The 15,877-nt window shown below is 65.1% G+C and carries 18 protein-coding genes; 7 read left to right on the top strand and 11 right to left on the bottom strand.

All coding sequences use genetic code 11. The features are described from left to right. The first annotated feature begins 50 nt into the window (after nucleotides 1–50). On the top strand, nucleotides 51–884 hold the full coding sequence (locus J3E61_RS21035) for a MaoC family dehydratase N-terminal domain-containing protein (RefSeq protein ID WP_210084834.1): 834 nt from the start codon (nucleotides 51–53) through the stop codon (nucleotides 882–884). Next, on the top strand, nucleotides 881–1,813 hold the full coding sequence (locus J3E61_RS21030) for an LLM class flavin-dependent oxidoreductase (RefSeq protein WP_210084833.1): 933 nt from the start codon (nucleotides 881–883) through the stop codon (nucleotides 1,811–1,813). Before J3E61_RS21035 ends, J3E61_RS21030 begins: the two co-directional genes overlap by 4 nt. 70 nt (nucleotides 1,814–1,883) lie before the next feature. Here the strand turns inward: J3E61_RS21030 and J3E61_RS21025 are convergent, their stop codons facing one another. Next, nucleotides 1,884–3,014: an acyl-CoA dehydrogenase family protein gene (locus J3E61_RS21025; RefSeq protein WP_210084832.1), complete on the bottom strand. Its 1,131-nt coding sequence runs from the start codon at nucleotides 3,012–3,014 to the stop codon at nucleotides 1,884–1,886. Nucleotides 3,015–3,082: 68 nt separating this feature from the next. Here J3E61_RS21025 and J3E61_RS21020 point away from each other — a divergent pair, with 68 nt between their 5' ends. Further along, entirely contained in the window at nucleotides 3,083–3,553 is a 471-nt protein-coding gene (locus J3E61_RS21020; RefSeq protein ID WP_210084831.1) for an SRPBCC family protein, read from the top strand. Here the strand turns inward: J3E61_RS21020 and J3E61_RS21015 are convergent. Genes J3E61_RS21015 through J3E61_RS20985 form a run of 7 tightly spaced genes read right to left on the bottom strand, consistent with a single transcriptional unit; the run spans nucleotide 3,517 to nucleotide 10,293 of the window. Next, nucleotides 3,517–4,455 carry an alpha/beta hydrolase gene (locus tag J3E61_RS21015; protein ID WP_210084830.1) on the bottom strand — a complete coding sequence of 313 codons (939 nt, stop codon included), beginning with the start codon at nucleotides 4,453–4,455 and terminating at the stop codon, nucleotides 3,517–3,519. The two genes, J3E61_RS21020 and J3E61_RS21015, sit on opposite strands and share 37 nt — an antisense overlap. Continuing rightward, nucleotides 4,437–5,951: an NAD(P)-binding domain-containing protein gene (locus J3E61_RS21010; RefSeq protein WP_210084829.1), complete on the bottom strand. Its 1,515-nt coding sequence runs from the start codon at nucleotides 5,949–5,951 to the stop codon at nucleotides 4,437–4,439. The genes J3E61_RS21015 and J3E61_RS21010 overlap by 19 nt, the downstream gene beginning before the upstream one ends. Then, complete coding sequence (locus tag J3E61_RS21005; protein ID WP_210084828.1) at nucleotides 5,933–6,640, bottom strand: SDR family oxidoreductase; 708 nt, start codon at nucleotides 6,638–6,640, stop codon at nucleotides 5,933–5,935. The genes J3E61_RS21010 and J3E61_RS21005 overlap by 19 nt, the downstream gene beginning before the upstream one ends. Beyond that, nucleotides 6,637–7,395: an aldolase gene (locus J3E61_RS21000; protein WP_210084827.1), complete on the bottom strand. Its 759-nt coding sequence runs from the start codon at nucleotides 7,393–7,395 to the stop codon at nucleotides 6,637–6,639. Before J3E61_RS21000 ends, J3E61_RS21005 begins: the two co-directional genes overlap by 4 nt. Next, nucleotides 7,392–8,360, bottom strand: a complete 969-nt coding sequence (locus J3E61_RS20995; protein ID WP_210084826.1) for a zinc-binding dehydrogenase — start codon at nucleotides 8,358–8,360, stop codon at nucleotides 7,392–7,394. Before J3E61_RS20995 ends, J3E61_RS21000 begins: the two co-directional genes overlap by 4 nt. Before the next feature lie 2 nt (nucleotides 8,361–8,362). Then, nucleotides 8,363–9,592, bottom strand: a complete 1,230-nt coding sequence (locus J3E61_RS20990) for a cytochrome P450 (protein WP_210084825.1) — start codon at nucleotides 9,590–9,592, stop codon at nucleotides 8,363–8,365. Then, entirely contained in the window at nucleotides 9,589–10,293 is a 705-nt protein-coding gene (locus tag J3E61_RS20985) for an NIPSNAP family protein (protein ID WP_210084824.1), read from the bottom strand. Before J3E61_RS20985 ends, J3E61_RS20990 begins: the two co-directional genes overlap by 4 nt. Here J3E61_RS20985 and J3E61_RS20980 point away from each other — a divergent pair. Both J3E61_RS20980 and J3E61_RS20975 read left to right on the top strand, forming a co-directional pair. Further along, entirely contained in the window at nucleotides 10,292–11,185 is an 894-nt protein-coding gene (locus J3E61_RS20980; protein ID WP_192721126.1) for an SMP-30/gluconolactonase/LRE family protein, read from the top strand. The genes J3E61_RS20985 and J3E61_RS20980 overlap by 2 nt on opposite strands. Continuing rightward, the gene (locus J3E61_RS20975; RefSeq protein ID WP_192721127.1) at nucleotides 11,182–11,991 is read left to right on the top strand and encodes a thioesterase family protein; all 810 of its coding nucleotides are present in this window, start codon (nucleotides 11,182–11,184) and stop codon (nucleotides 11,989–11,991) included. The genes J3E61_RS20980 and J3E61_RS20975 overlap by 4 nt, the downstream gene beginning before the upstream one ends. A 5-nt stretch (nucleotides 11,992–11,996) precedes the next feature. On the opposite strand, the gene J3E61_RS20970 is transcribed toward J3E61_RS20975, so the two are convergent. Together J3E61_RS20970 and J3E61_RS20965 are read right to left on the bottom strand one after the other, a co-directional pair. Continuing rightward, on the bottom strand, nucleotides 11,997–12,188 hold the full coding sequence (locus J3E61_RS20970) for a ferredoxin (RefSeq protein ID WP_192721128.1): 192 nt from the start codon (nucleotides 12,186–12,188) through the stop codon (nucleotides 11,997–11,999). 8 nt (nucleotides 12,189–12,196) lie between these two features. After that, complete coding sequence (locus J3E61_RS20965) at nucleotides 12,197–13,450, bottom strand: cytochrome P450 (protein ID WP_210084823.1); 1,254 nt, start codon at nucleotides 13,448–13,450, stop codon at nucleotides 12,197–12,199. Between the two features lie 26 nt (nucleotides 13,451–13,476). On the opposite strand from J3E61_RS20965, the gene J3E61_RS20960 reads away from it, so the two are divergent. Next, nucleotides 13,477–14,019, top strand: coding sequence for a TetR/AcrR family transcriptional regulator (locus J3E61_RS20960; protein WP_210085647.1), 543 nt, complete (start codon nucleotides 13,477–13,479; stop codon nucleotides 14,017–14,019). On the opposite strand, the gene J3E61_RS20955 is transcribed toward J3E61_RS20960, so the two are convergent. Further along, nucleotides 14,000–15,166, bottom strand: a complete 1,167-nt coding sequence (locus J3E61_RS20955; RefSeq protein ID WP_210084822.1) for a CoA transferase — start codon at nucleotides 15,164–15,166, stop codon at nucleotides 14,000–14,002. The two genes, J3E61_RS20960 and J3E61_RS20955, sit on opposite strands and share 20 nt — an antisense overlap. Before the next feature lie 156 nt (nucleotides 15,167–15,322). Here J3E61_RS20955 and J3E61_RS20950 point away from each other — a divergent pair, with 156 nt between their 5' ends. Further along, a complete protein-coding gene (locus J3E61_RS20950) occupies nucleotides 15,323–15,871 on the top strand; it encodes a TetR family transcriptional regulator (RefSeq protein ID WP_192721132.1) in 549 nt (182 codons plus the stop codon). Nucleotides 15,872–15,877: the final 6 nt, after the last annotated feature.

Below are 15,877 nucleotides of genomic sequence, written 5' to 3'. Positions count from 1 at the left end.
CATGCGAACGTCGGAAAGTACAGAGCTTCAGCGTCAGAAGAGGTCAGGGCATGAGCGAGTTGGTGCTGGCACCCGGCCGGCACGGCCCGTTTCCCGGCGCTCTCGCACTCAACGCCATCGCCGCCTATGCGGCCGCCACCGGAGATCGAACCGCGGCGGTGCTGGATGGTCGCGCTGTGCCTGCCGTGTTCCCGGCAATCCTGATCTTCGAACCGCAGGAGGCCGCCAGGTCCGACCTCCCTGAATCGGTGTGGCGGCACGTTCGCGGCGGCGTGCACGGTGAGCACGACATCGTGATTCATCGGCCACTGGTCGCCGGTGAGCAACTGGATACGTCGTCATGGATCTCGGCGGTGCGGACGTCGCGCGCGGGCACACAGATCGTCATGCAGTTCGAACAGCTCGACGCGGACGGCGCCGTCGCTGTCGAGCAGTGGTGGACGATGGTGCTGCTCGGCCTGCACGATGTCGCCGACCTCGGCGCGATGCCACCCGACCACCGCTTCCCAGACAATGCACGCGCCAAGCCCGTCGGGTCCGCGAGTCAGTACATCGACAAGGACGTGGCACATCGCTACGCCGAAGTGTCGGGTGACTGGGCGGCGCATCACTTCGACATCGAGGTGGCGCGAGCGGCGGGCTTCGACTCCGTGTTCACGCACGGGCTGTGCACGATGGGTATTGCGACGCACCTGCTACTCGGCCTCGTGGACGCCGACCCGGGCCGGGTCCGACGGGTAGCGGTCCGGTTTGCCTCACCGACGCCGCTGGACTCCGAGCTAGCCGTCAATGCCTTTGGCATCGACGAGAATTCGTTCGCTTTCGAAGCCATCGCCAACGGCACGACCACGATCACCCACGGAAGGCTGGAACTGCGATCATGAGTAAACCGGAGATCGGCGTCTATCTGCCCCAGATGGGCTTTACCTACGAGCAGATCCTGCACCGCGCGCAGCGCTGCGACGAACTCGGCATCGACTCGCTGTGGCTCTACGACCACCTCTACGGACCAGGCGCTCCCGGCTACCCCTCAATGGAAGCCTGGACGCTGGCCACCGCACTGCTCAGCCGTACCGAGCGCATCCAGGTCGGACATATGGTGCTGTGCAACCAATTCCGTCATCCGGCCGTGTTGGCGAAGATGGCCACGACGCTCGATCAGATCTCGGCAGGCCGGCTGCAACTCGGCATCGGCAGCGGTTCGATCGAAGACGAGCATCACCGAGTCGGGCTGGAGTGGGGAACCTTCCGCGAGCGCTCGGAACGACTGGGCGAGACGCTGGCGATTCTGCATCAGGCGTTCACGAACGAGGTAATCGATTTCACGGGCAAGCATTTCACCGTTCGCGACATGCCGATCAAGCCCGGCCCCGTGCAGCAGCCGCGACCGCCGATCGTCGTGGGTGGTGTCGGCGAGAAGTACACGCTGCCTCTGGTCGCGCGCTACGCCGATGTGTGGAACGTCCCCACCTACGCGCTGGGAGAACTCGACCACAAGGTGTCGGTGCTGCGGTCGATCTGCGAGGAGATCGGCCGCGACCCGTCGAGCATCGTGCTCTCGGTGGAGGCGGTCATGGCCCTGGCCCCAGACGATGCCGCGCTGCCTGCGGTGCGGGAGCTCGCCGAAAAGCGTTTCGGGGTACCGGCATTCGGCCTAAATGAGGGTGGCCTGGTCGGCACGCCACCTGCCGTCGTCGATCGTCTGCATGAGTTGACAGATCTCGGCTTCGGCCAAATCGTGTTGTTCACCCACGACCGAGGTTCGGACGAAACGCTCGAACTGCTGGCGTCACAGGTGATCGCTCGACTTTAGCTGCCTCAATTTTGCACCGAGGGCTGTGGATATCCGACACGTCACGACCCTCACTGCAAAAACGAGCCTCCTAGGTCTTCGGCGGCGCGTAGCTCGGCCGTCCCAACCCGAGAGCGTGCTGGGCGATCATGTTGCGGAACACCTCCAGGGTGCCGCCATAGATGCCTGTCGGCCCCGCTAGCCGAAAGATGTACTCCGCCGCTTCGTGGGAAACACTCGAAGCCGTGCCGAGGATGTCCATCAACTCCGGTGCCACGTCGCGCATGGTCTGCGCAATCGCTACGCGGCCAAACATATCTGGAGTGCTCGTCGCCGCTTCCATTCGGGCGATGCTGCGGCCAAGGCGATACTTCACCGCGTCGTCATTGCCCGCGCGGGCCGCCACGTTGTCGACGGCCTCAGCCAGTAACAGCAGATGTTCGGACATGGCGGCGAGTTTCTGCAGACCGTCGTCCTCGCGTTCCACCGTGCCGTGCTCGTCGTTGAGTGCATCCCGCAAGACGGACCACCCACGGTTGACCTCACCGACGCGATACCTGTCCTCGATGCGCACGTCGCTGTAGTAGGTGATGTTGGTGCGATCGCCGTCGACCGTGCGGATCGGTTGGATCTCCACGCCGGGTCTGTCGAGCGGTACCAGAAACATGGTCAGGCTCTGATGTTTCGGAGCATCCGGGTCGGTGTTGGTGATCAGATAGACGTACTGCGCGTTGTGGGCGTTCGACGTGAACATCTTGGAGCCATTGATAACCCAGCCGTCCCCATCGCGCACCGCACGCGTTTTGCACGTCGCGACATCCGATCCGCCCTCGGGTTCGGTGTAGCCGAGGCACAGCCGAAACCGCCCCGACAGCACGTTCGGCATGACCTCCGCCTTGAGTTCGGGCGAACCGAATTGCTCGACCGCCCGCGCGACCATCGCGGTGGTGCCCCAGTGGAACCAGGGCGTGTGCCGGCGGCCGATCTCGAGATTCCAGATCCGCCGTCGCACCCGGCTGAAGCCACCGTCGGCCTCGTCGTTGAAGTCGGCTGCCAGATATCCGGCGTCGCCGAGCGCCAGATGCACACCTTCATCGAAGTTCTCACCCGTCTGGCGGTCCCTGGCGATGACCTCGTCAGTCACAATCCTGCCGAGGAACGCCCGCAGCTCATCGCGAACCGCCCGGTCGTCCTCGGACAGTTCCACGCGCGCGAAGTCCACCCAGACACCGTGACACTTTTAGGTCATTCTGTAAAGTAGGGCGGTCAAACAAGCAGAGAGGCACGACGTTGGGCATCGTCACCACGAGTTCGGAAACCGCGTTCAGCCATGCGCCGGAGACGATCTACGACTTCGTCACAAACCCGGCGAACTGGACGAAGACCTACCCCCACAGCACGCACGTGGGCGGTCTGCCTGAGTCGCTGCCCCTCGTGGTCGGCGACACATGGACCGAGTCGGGGCCGGACGCCGAACGGATCTTCACATGGCATCTCGCCATCGCGATGCGGCCGACGTTGTGGGTCTTCAATTCGGTCGGCCGCCTCGGTCATGACCGCGACGGCAACGGTGGCATGGAAGGCCGAATCACCGTCCAATACCACTTCACCCAGCCTGGCGAAGACATCACGTTGTTCAGCAGGACCATGACGATCGAGGCCTACAAGCACGCTCCGCTGCCGGACGGTTTCTTTCGAACCGTCAACCCCGCCAATATCGACGCCTACCACGCCGCCATTGCGCGCGAACTCGCCACATGATGCAACGCCCGGCGCAGCGCCGCGCCCTGCAGCTCGAATAGCTGCCTGCTTGTCTCCCACTCCGGCAGCAGCGAGTCGAAGCCATGGCAGGTGCCGGGAAAGACATGGAGCTCGGTGGCGACGCCGGCCCACATCAGCCGCAGCGCGTAGTCGACGGCCTCATCCCGCAATGGGTCCAGCTCCGAACACGAGATGAATACGCTTGCAACACCAGCCAATTCATCGGCACTGGCCGGAACAGCATCGTCAGGTACCGATTCGCCAGCCGCGTAGTGCTGCCACATCTGCGCCACCGCCTGGCCATCGAATCCCGGCGTGGTGACGAATTCGTCCTTCGACGGCGTCGGGCGATCGTCGAGCACCGGCTGATGCAGCAACTGAAACACGACCGGCGGCGCGGTTCCTTCGGCGGCGCGCTGAGCGAGCAGCGCCGCCAGAGCTGCGCCCGCGCTGCTGCCCCCGACCGCCAGCCGTGCGGGGTCGACACCCAGGTTCGATCCTTCGGCCGCGACCCAGTCCAGCACGGCCGCCGCATCGTCGAGTCCAGCGGGATACGGATGCTCCGGCGCCAACCGATAGTCGACGGAGATCACCGCGCACGCTGCGCGTCGTGCTAACTCCACGCACTGGTGGTGGTCGGTGTCGAGATTTCCCAGGACGAAAGCCCCTGAGTGGCAATAGATCAACGCCGGCGACGGTGCCGGACTCGCGCGGTAGATCCGTACCGGGATCCCTGCGATTTCGCGGTTCTCGATCTCGACTCCGACCGTGTTGACAGCGCGGGCCGCTTCGGCGCGCCGCTGGTTCAGCGAATCACGGACGACGCCGAGCAAGGCAGGCGACAGGTCGGTGCGCGCCGCGGCGAATTGCCGCAGCGCGGGGTCTAGACGGTCGGCGAACATGAGGCGTCGACCTGCTGCATGGACCGCTTCTCGGTTGCGGGATCAAACGTGTAGTCCGCAGGCCTGAATCGACGGGTCATCCCCCAGAACGCTCGCGCGCTGCGGGGCCACTGGGTGACCACTCGACCGTTGGCGGCGCGGAAGTAGTTGCTGCACCGGGTAAGCCACACGGTGCCCTCCATCCACTTGTCGATCTTGGCGATGAAGTCCGCCATGGCTGTCGGCCGCACCGCGACATACTGTTTACGCCTGCGCCGCATGTACTTCAGCGCGCGCACAATGTAATGGGCTTGTGCCTCCAGCATGAAGATCACGCTGTTGGAACCGACGTTGGTGTTGGGCCCGTAGAGCATGAAGAAGTTCGGGAAGCCGGGAACCGCCATGCCCAGATACGCGTATGCCCCCTCGCTCCACGTCTCCCGCAGCGTCACCCCGCGCTCACCGGTGACATCGATCTGCCCCAGGTAGTCGGCCGCCGCATACCCGGTGGCACACAGCACCACGTCCACTTCGAGTTCGGTGCCGTCCTCGGTGACCAACGACCGGGCGCGCAGCGAACGCGCCGGACTTGAAACCACCTCGACGTGTGGCTGCGTCAACGCCTGCAGATAGTCCGTCGCGAAGACGAGCCTTTTGCAGCCGAACGGATGATCCGGAGTCAGCTTGCGGCGCAGGTCTTCACCGGGCACCGTCGTTTCCAGCACACGCAGCGCGATGTCCTTGAACTCCTGCGTTTTGTCGCTGCCGTTCTCGATCACCGAGATGTTCGACTCGCTGCGCAGCCATAGTCTGGTTCGATAGACCTTCTTGGCAAACGGAACTCGATGGAAGAGCCACTTCTCCCGCTCGGTGTAGGGTCGGTCCGGTTTGGGCAGGATCCAGGTCGGCGACCGTTGCACCGAGTACACCTTCTTCGCCACCTTGGCGACCTCCGGAACCAGCTGCGCCGCTGTCGATCCGGTGCCGAGCACGGCCACGCGGGCATCTCGCAGATCGACGGAGTGGTCCCACCGGGCGGTGTGCATCAGCGTGCCGGTGAACCTCTCCTCTTCGAGCAGCTCTGGCAGCACCGGCTGGGTGAACAGGCCGATGGCCGACACCACGACATCGAAGGTGTACCGCTGCCCGGTGCTCGTCGTTAGCTGCCATGCCGCACCATCCCAGTGGGCCGCAGTGATTTCGGTGTTCAGTTTCAGGTTCGGTGCGAGTTCATAGCGCCTCGCACACTCTTCGAAATACTCCAGAATCTCGGCCTGCCCCGACCACATTCGCGACCAGTTCGCGTTGAGCTCAAACGAGTACGAATACAAGTGTGACTTCACATCGCAGGCCAGGCCCGGATAGGTGTTGATCCGCCACGTTCCGCCGACACCGTCTTCGCGGTCGAAGATCGTGAAGTCCGAAAAGCCGGCCTTGCGCAGGAAGATTCCCAGCGCGAGCCCGCCAGGACCTGCGCCGATGATGCCGACCGATAGGTTCATCCCATTCGCAGACATTGACCTCCGTCCACGACGACTTCGGCCCCTGTCATGAATGATGCTTGGTCAGACACCAGGAACGCGACCACGTCCGCGACCTCTGCGGGTTCACCGAGTCTGCCGAACGTGGCGGACAGCCTGTGCTGTGTCACATCGTCGAGCATCGGCGTCGAGATCGGCCCTGGAAACACAGCATTCACCCGGATTCCGGCTGGCGCCAATTCCGCTGCGGCAGCTTGGGTTAGGCCCCGCAGCGCCCATTTCGACGAGCCGTACGCCGCGTGGTACGGAAACGGGCGGATGGCGCTGGTGCTGCAGGTGTTGACGACCGACGCGCCGGCGGCTTCTCGCAGGTGTGGCAACGCCGCCTGAATGCCGAGGAACGGGCCGAGGCAGTTGACCCGCCAGCTGCCCTCGAAGCCGGCTGCCGTTTCGTCGGCCAGCGAAGCCCGGTGCAGGACACCGGCGTTGTTGACCAGCGTGGTCAACGTGCCGAACCGCTCGACTGTCGTCGCGACGGCGGCGGCCCACTGGTCCTCGTGGATCACGTCCAGAGATATCGGGATCACGTCGCCGTCGTCCTGCAAGTCAGCGGGCAGCAGATCGCAGGCCGCGACGCGGAATCCGTCTTTGCGCAACCGCTTGACGATCGCCGCGCCTTGACCGCGCGCGGCGCCGGTGACGAGCGCGACCCGATCCGCTGTCATGGCGCATTCCGCCCTTTGGCTTCGTTGAGATGGTCGGCAGCTCCCCGCCTCAGCGCCTGGGACTCCGAGGCGAGCGTGATCATCTGAAAACCCGTCTCCGCCATGGCTTTACCGCGGATTCCGGTGCTCGCGTGGACTGCGGACACCAGTCCCGCAGCCGACGCCGTCTTGTGGACGCGGGCCATCGCATCGCGAACGTCGACCTGTGTCCATGCTTCGGCAGGCCCGTATCCGAGCGAGATCGCGAGGTCGGCGGGGCCGACGTAGACGCCCGTCAGTCCCGGCACCGCGCAGATCTCGTCAACTGCCGCCAGTCCCCGTGCGGTTTCGATCATCGCGAATACGCTGACGCGCGCCTCGAGCGCAGCGGGGTCGAGTCCGAGGCCGGCCCGCAGCGGGCCGTAGCTGCGCACGCCGTCGGGCGCATAGCGCGTCGCAGCGACGGCGGCGGCAGCCTGCTCGGCCGACTCGATCATCGCGATGATCACGGCGTCGGCGCCTGCGTCGAGCACCCGACCGATCGGGGCGGGATCCGTCGACGGCAGTCGCACCGCGGTGGCGATGGGGACGTGCTCGAGTCGACGCAGCAGCAGTGCGACGTCGGCGTCGTCGAGATAGCCGTGCTGTAAATCGAATCCGACATAGTCATACCCCGCGGCGGCGAACTCCTCGGGGCCGATGATTGTCGGGCCGACTACCCATCCGCCCCACACCTGCGCCTTGGTGGCCAGCGCGTCCTGCAGCCTCGATGTCATCCGACGATCGCTATCTTGATGCGCTCCGGCGTCGGGCGGCATGCCAGTTCGAACGCGGCCTGCACCTCGTCGACACCGAAGGTGTGGGTGACATACGCGCCGAGCAACTCGGGATGCCTGCGCGCGAATTCGTTGGCGGAGCACAGCACGCGTCGGCGGTCCAGCGTCACACCCGATTTGAGAGTCAGGTTGTTGCGCAGCATCGTCCGCATGCTGATCGGATAGCTGTCGTCGTCCGGGACGCCGAAATAGAAGACCGTGCCACCGAACGCGGCCGCTTCGATCGCGTGGCCGAGCGTCGCGACCTGGTGGCCGACGGCCTCCACGACGATGTCGGGCTTGGCGCCGGGATCCAGGTGGCTGATCCACCGGTCGCTGGTGGCGCGGACGATGGTGTCGACGCCGAACTCCTTGCCGATACCGTCGCGGTCGATCGGATCGACACCCGTCACCTGCCGGGCGCCGAAAGCCTTTGCCGCATAGGAGAACAGCAGGCCGATGGAGCCCTGCCCGATGACGGCGACATGACTTCCCTTGAGGTTGGGAATCTGTTCGAGCGCGTACAGCACGCACGCCAACGGTTGCAGCGCCACCGCGTGCTGCGGCGTGAGCCCGGGATCGAACGGGGCCAGGCCGTCGCCGTCGGCTACCACGTGTTCCATCAGTCCGTCGAAGCCGGACGCCCAGCCGACGACACGATCGCCGACACCATGGCTTCGATGCCGGCTGGCGATCACCTCACCGACCACCTCGTGGATCGGGAAGCCGTCCATCTCGGCGGCGCTGAGCCCGGTGTCACCCGGCAGCTTGCCCTTGGTGCCGCGGAAGCCGGGCAAGTCGCTGCCGCACACCCCTGCGACGAGGAAACGCAACAGCACCTGCCGGTCGCCGAGGTCTTCCGGCGTCTTCGCCGGAATATCCACTCGCTCAAAGGTGTACGGGGCGACCAGCCGATAAGCCCACATCGTCAGACCTCCACCGGGATGGTGTTCCAGCCCCACTGGAAACTTGACGGCGGTCGCGATGCGGAGTCACCGTCGATCCGCCACTCGTCGACCCGCTTGAGCCACTCGGTCACCATGATCGCGATCTCCAGGCGCGCGAGATGGACGCCGAGGCAAAAGTGCTGCCCGCGGCCGAACGCCAGCAGTCGCTCGATGGGCCGATTCCAGACGAAGTCGTCGGGTTCGGTGTACTCGCGCTCGTCACGGTTGGCCGACGCGAGGAGCGTGATGATCCGCTGGCCCGGCTCGATTGTGGTGCCGTGGATGGTGAACGGCCTGCGAAGGGTCCGCGCGAACCACTGTGCAGGCGCGCAGTACCGGATCATCTCTTCCCGGGCCGCGGGTACGTTGGCGTCGAGGTCTGCGCGCACGGCGGCCATCTGGTCGGGCCGCAGGCCCAGTTCCCATAGCCCGTGCGCGACGATCTTCGGCACCGTTTCCGTGCCGCCGATGAAGATGCCAAGCAGTTGCGTCGCGGCCTCGATGTCGCTGAACCCGGAGCCGTCGGGCAACCGGTAGCCGATCAGGTTGTCGACAATCGTCTGGGCGCCGTCGGACGCGTCAGCGCGTCGCTGTTCAACGAGCGGCACGAGATACGACAGGTAGCCCGGCCGGGCGTTGGCGACCTCCACTCCGCTGCCGGGTTGCGCGAGGCTGCCCGCGTTGACCGTCGCCAGCACCTCGGCTGCGAGATCGACAGGCAGACCAAGCAGTTCGCACACCACGGATGCGGCGACGATTCCGCCGTACTCCTGCGTCAGGTCGAAGCTACCGCGCGGCAAGAGCTCGTCGAGGCGTTCGTTGGCAAGGGTGCGAATCCGGTCAGCGAGCTGCGACACCGACTTCGGTCGGAACGGGCCCGAGGTGCACCGCCGCACGCCGTCATAGATCGGGGCATCGAAGTTGGCGTGGAAGGGCATCGGGTGCAGCGGCGGCTCGGGTACAGGCCCGTCATTTCGCTGTGCCAAAACGGTTGCGGCCGGCAGCGTTCCCTCTGAGGCGACGAAGGTGCCGTCGTTGATCTCGAGCACATCCCAGATGTCTGCGAACCGCGAAAGTGCGTAAGTGTCCCACTTTTCGATGTAGTACACGGGATGCTCGTCGCGCAGAAACCGGTAGTACGGCAGCGGGTCGGCCATCACCGCCGGATCGAACGGATCGTATGAAAATTCCTGCATCAGTGGTGAATTCATTGCAGCGGTGACGGAGGTAGGGCCTGCAGGATCGAATCCTCCCAGTCGTCACGCAGCGCGGGCGCGACGCTCATCCACGTCACGATCTCGGCGGGCGGGCTGTCCTTCCACGACGGGTAGTGGTTGGCGAAGCAGTCCCAGTCGCCGTCGAGCGCCCAATAGTGGATCACCTCGTTGAACCGGAAGGTGGTGATGAACGAGCCAAGCCAACGCTTTCCGGTGCGCTCCGACCACGGGACGTACAGCCGCTCGAGTTCACGGATGTAGTCGTCCTGACGGCCCGGCTTGGTCTGCATGATCTCCTGGATCACCAGTCCGGCCGCGAAATTGGACTCCTTGAGTTCGGCGAGCGGCTTGTTGCTCGCACCGGCGTACATGATGCGCCCCTCCCCCGCGGCACCGATCTCGGAAAGGAACGCCGCCCACTTCGCCGCGGACGCTTCGTGGCTGCCACCGCGCGCCTGCGCCTTGCCGATGCGCGAATAGTCGGCGAACGCGTCGATCTCCCAGATGATCGTCACCTGCGGCCAATGCCCGTTGTAGGTCGTCGTCTCCCACATCGCGAACAGCCGTGCGCCAAGCTCTTCCATCATCGGGTGGTACACGTCGCTGAACATTTGAGTGAATATCCCGCTGCCCGATGATCCCAGGTCGATCGTCTCGTGCAGGTACAGAAGTGTGTGGCCGTGGTAGCGCTTCATGCTCACCAAAGACCGCAAGTGGTTGACAGTGGCACCCAGCGAGCGTGACACTTACGGCGTGATTTGTAAAGGTGCGACGCTGACGCCGCTGGCCGATGGTTTCTGCTTCGGGGAGGGAGCCAGGTGGTTCGAGGGGCTGCTGTGGTTCTCCGACATGCTCGGCGAGGCGGTGCACACCGTCAACCTGCATGGGGACATGACCAAGCTGCCGTTGCCGGGCCATGCCCCGTCGGGCCTCGGGTTTCGGCAGGACGGGTCGCTGCTGATCGCGTCGACCGAGAAGCGCCAAGTGCTGCGCTACGACGGCGACGCCGTCTCGACCGTCGTCGACCTCTCCGACATCGTGCCCGCGAACCTCGGCGACATGGTGATCGACGGCGTCGGGCGCGCGTACGTCGGATCGCAGGCCCGCGAGGGCGGCATCATCGTGCGCGTGGATCACGATGACACCCCGACCGTCGTCGCGACCGACCTCGACTTTCCGAACGGCATGGTCATCACACCCGACGGCGACACGTTGATCGTCGCGGAGTCGATCGGCAGGCGGCTGACGGCATACACAATCGGAGCCGACGGCTCACTGTCGGATCGACGAATCTTCGCCGAAGGACTCGACGGGCCGCCCGACGGCCTCTGCCTCGACGCGCAAGGCGGAATCTGGACGTCGATGACCTTGGCCAACCGGTTCGACCGGATTGTGCAGGGCGGCAATGTCACCGACCGCATCGACATCGGCGACCGCACCGCAATCGCGTGCATGCTCGGCGGACCCGAACGCCGCACGCTCTTCATGCTGTCGAGCACAAGCGCCTATCCGGACCGACTGGTCGGCACGAAACTCGCGCGCCTGGACGCGACCATCGTCGACGTCCCCGGAGCAGGCCGGCCGTGAGCGACTCGTACTACGAATCGGTCGACGCAGAAGACGAACTCGGCGAAAAGTTCATAGCAACGGACATGGTGCGCAGCACATGGTCGGCCGCGATTCAGCATGCGGCGCCCGTATCCGCCCTGCTGGTACGGGGATTGGAGCGCTGCGAGCGCCGTGACGACACCCGGCTGAGCCGCGTGATGGTCGACCTGTTGGGGCCGGTGCCCGCCGAAGGTGACCTGTGGGTGCGTGCGCAACGCGAACGCTCCGGCAAGCAAATCGAATTGGTGACCGCAGAGATGCTGGCCCCGGGCCCCGACGGTGCACCGCGACCGGTTGCGCGAGCCAGCGGATGGCGGTTGCAGACATTGGACACCGCCGAGGTCGTCCACACGTCAGCGCTGCCGCTGCGTCCGGTGGCCGAGGCGCGCGGTCGCGACATGAAGAAGGACTGGGATCCGAACTACGTGCACAGCCTGGATTGGCGTTGGCTGACCAAGCCCCTGAGCGAAGGGCCTGGCGAATCGTGGATCAGGCCCGAGGTCGATCTGGTCAAGGGCGAGAGCATGACTGCGCTGGAGCGACTGTTCGCAGTCGCCGACGACGCCAACGGCATAGGCGCGAAACTGGACATCCGCCGATGGACGTTCCTCAACACGGATCTCGTCGTGCACATCCACCGGGTACCCGACGGCGAGTGGATCGGCATTCGCGCGGAAACGAATTACGGCCCTGACGGTATCGGCACGACGATCGGCACGCTGTTCGACGAAAGCGGACCCGTCGGCGGTATCCAGCAGTCCGTGCTGGTTCGCCGGCGATCCTAGCGCCGCTAGTCCACGAGACGCAATGCCGCTGCGGGGCACTGCGTTACGGCCTGCTGCATGCGATCGCGGTCCGATTCCGGGCGCTCATTGTCGAGGATCGACACGGTGCCGTCGTCCTGCACTTCGAACACGTCCTCGGCGATCGACTCGCAGATGCCGTGTCCGGTGCACTTGTCGAGGTCGACTTCGACCCGCATGATGTCTCCTACTTGACGAATGCCGGGAGGCGTTTGACGCCGTGGACGAAGCTGCTGTGGAGCAGATCGGGTGCACCGAACTCCACGGTCGTCAGCCGGGTCAGCAACTCGCGGAACAGGTTTCGCAGTTCAGCTTTGGTCAGCTGGTTGCCAAGACAGAAGTGCGGGCCGCCTCCGCCGAAGCCGAGATGCGGATTGGGCGAGCGCTGCAGATCGAACCGGCCCGGCTCGTCGAAGACCGCCTCATCGCGATTGGCCGAGCAGTAGAACAGGCCGACCTTGTCGCCCGCGCTGACCGGCTGACCGTTGATCTCGGTGTCTTCGGTGACGAACCGCGCGAACTGCAGGACCGGCGACGACCACCGCACGAACTCCTCGATGGCGGGGCCGATCCGGTTCTCGAAATCCTCCATCAGCCAAGCACGTTGGTCAGGGTTCTCGACCAGCGCCATCATCGTGTGCGTCGTCGCCTGCTTGGTGGTGTCGTTGCCTGCGGACGCCAGCAGAATCAGGAATGCGCCCATCTCCTCGTCAGTCAGGCGGTGACCGTCGACCTCGGCGTTGACGATGCTCGTCATCAAATCGTCGCCGGGGTTGGCGCGCCGGAACTTCGCCAGCTCCTGACCGGTGGTGTTCAACAGCATGATCTCGTTGATCGTGTCCTGCGCGCGTTCCTCGAGCGAGCTGTACTCGTCATCGCTGAGCCCGAACAGCTTTTCGGCGGCCTTGGCAACCGCCGGCTGATCCGCCTTCGGGACGCCGAGCATCTCCATGATCGTCAGCATCGGCAGGCGCGCCGAGCAGGCTTCGACGAAGTCGACATCGCCCGCACCGACGAGGTCCTCGACGATGCTCACCGCGTTGGTGTGGATCTGCTCCTCGATCTGGCGCACGTGTCGCGGCGTGAAGGCCGAACTGATCAGCCGTCGATACACCGTGTGCTGCGGCGGATCCATGGTCAGGAAGAACGAGGCGAACTGCTGGATCTCGGCGGGCATCGGGTCGAGCGCGACGCCCTGCGTCGATGTGAACAGCTCGGGGTGCTGGCTGACGAACACGATGTCGGCGCGCCGCGTCAGCGCCCAGTAGCCCGGCTCCTCCATCGGGAACATCGACGGAAACGGCCGGTGCCAGCTCAGCCCCTCGGCGGCGCGGAGCTGCGCGAACGTCTCGTCGCGTACTGCGAACGGCTGACTCCAGAAGTCATGTGACGTGATGTCGATCGGACTGTATTCACGCGCCTGCACCGGTGCCGCTGTCACCGAATCAGCGTGACACTTGAGCGAAAATTTGTAAAGCTGTCACCGTGCAGCCGGTCGACAACTCCAGTCGCGAGCGAATCCTCCTCGCGACCGCAGAGGTGCTCGGCAGGATGGGCAAGACCAAGCTCAGCCTGTCGGAGGTCGCGCTGCAGGCCGGGGTATCCCGGCCGACGCTCTACCGCTGGTTCGCCTCCAAGGACGACTTGCTCGATGCGTTGGGCATCTGGGAACGGCACATGTACGAACGCGGCGTCGCCGACGCCTGCGCGGGACTGCCCGCGAACGAGAAGCTCGACGCGACGTTGCGCTACATCGTCGAGTACCAACATTCGTATCCCGGGCTGCGCGTGGTCGACATCGAACCTGCACACATGATCCGACGGCTGTCGCACATCATTCCGCTGATGCGGGCACGGCTCGAACGGCTCATCCCCGGACCCGATAGCGCCGAAGCCGCGGCGACGGCGGTGCGCGTTGCGGTCTCGCACTATCTGGTGCGCAGCGACGACGACGCAGATTTTCTGGATCAACTACGGCACGCGGCGCGGGTCAGGCATCACGCGCCTTGAGCTCGGCGAGGATCTCGTCGGAGTGCTCGCCGAGTCGCGGTGCGGCAGAACGGGGTTCCCATGGCGTGCCGTGGAAATCGGCAGGCGTCGCGATCATCGGCCCGCCACCGTCGGCGTCCGGCACGTAGACCACACCGCCGGCGGCGTGAAACTGCTCGTCGGCCACCACATCCTCGATGGAGTTGATCGGCGACCAGAAGAACTCAGGTTCTGCCGCAAAGATTTTCGCCCATTCGTCGAGTGGCCTCGTCGCGAAGATCACGTCCAACTCGCCGACGAGCTCGGTGGCATTGGCGGCGCGGGCATGTGCGGTGTCGTAGCGCGGATCGGTCAACCACTGAAGCCGATCGACGGCACGGCACAGCGCAGGCCAATGCCGGCTGCCCTGCAGGCCGACGATCCAGAACCGCCTGCCATCGCCCGCGGTGTAGTTGTTCATGCACGGATTTCCCATCGTCTCGCGTTGGCCGATCGCGATGGAATGCCCGGTCATCAGGAACGTATTGAGATCGAAGCTGACGGTGTACGCGCCCTGCCGGTACAGCGATGTGCTGACCAATTGCCCGGCGCCGGTTCGTGTTCGCGCGACAAGCGCCGCACAGACCGCAGCCGCCAGCGTCATACCCGCCGAGTGGTCACCCATGCCGCCCCGCTGAAACGGCGGCGTATCGCCAGGGCGGGTCAGCAGATGCGCCAGGCCGGCCCGCGCCCAGAATGCGGCGACGTCGTATGCCGCGCGGTCGGCGTCGGGTCCGGTCTCGCCGTACCCGGTGATCAGGCCGTAAACCAGTCGCGGATTGCGCGCGGCGACTGTTTCAAAGTCAAGGCCGACCCGCGCCAATGCACCCGGGCGGATGTTCGTCAGGAAAACGTCTGCGCCGCTGAGCAATTCGAATGCCGTGTCGCGACCGTCGTCGGTCGTCAGGTCCAACACGATGCTGCGCTTGGAGCGATTGTCCATCTCGAAGGGCGGGCTGACGTCGTCCTCGATGCCGAGCATCCGGCCGAACATGCGCGCGGGATCGCCGTCCGGCGGTTCGATCTTGACGACGTCGGCGCCCCAGTCGGCGAGGATGCCGCCCGCCGCGGGGCCGGCCACCCAGACGCCCAGTTCGACGACCCTGATGCCCTCCATCGGTCCGGCCATGGACATCCTTCCGAATCGCCTTACAAAATCCCGCTAGTTCGTAAACTCACCAGGTGGATCGGGGTTATGTCGATCTCGACACGGTATCGCTGCTTGAGAAGTCACTGTGACCGCACCATCTAGGATCAGCTGGACCAAACGATTGAGGTCTGGGAAGTGAACGAACCGCTGCGCGACGCATCCGGAGGCGTCGAGGACACCTCGACGCGGCACCGGATCCTCGTCGCGACCGCGGAAGTGCTCGGTCGCAGCGGTCAGACGAAGCTGAGCCTCTCCGAGGTGGCGCTGCAGGCCGGGGTGTCCCGTCCAACGCTGTACCGGTGGTTTGCCTCGAAGGGCGAGCTGCTCGACGCGTTCGGGGTCTTCGAGCGCGAGATGTTCGACAGCGGCATCAGCCGCGCGACATCGGGCCTGCGCGGTACCGACAAGCTCGACGGTGCGCTGCGATTCATCGTGGAGTACCAGCAGTCGTACTCCGGTGTGCGGCTCGTCGACATCGAACCCGAGGTCGTCATCGCCCAACTGGGCAGGATCATCCCGATGATGCGGGCCCGCCTGCAGAAGCTGATGCCCGGGCCGAACGGTGCCGTCAAGGCCGCGACGGTGATCCGCGTCGCGGTGGCGCACTACATCGTGCGCAGCGACGACGGCGATCAGTTCCTCGCACAGCTGCGGCATGCGGCAGGGATCAAACAGAACGGGTGACATTCT

Source organism: Mycobacterium sp. OAE908 (assembly GCF_017872775.1).
Taxonomy (GTDB): domain Bacteria; phylum Actinomycetota; class Actinomycetes; order Mycobacteriales; family Mycobacteriaceae; genus Mycobacterium.
The sequence above is the reverse complement of the archived record's forward strand: the minus strand, read 5'-3'. Positions and strand labels throughout refer to the sequence as shown.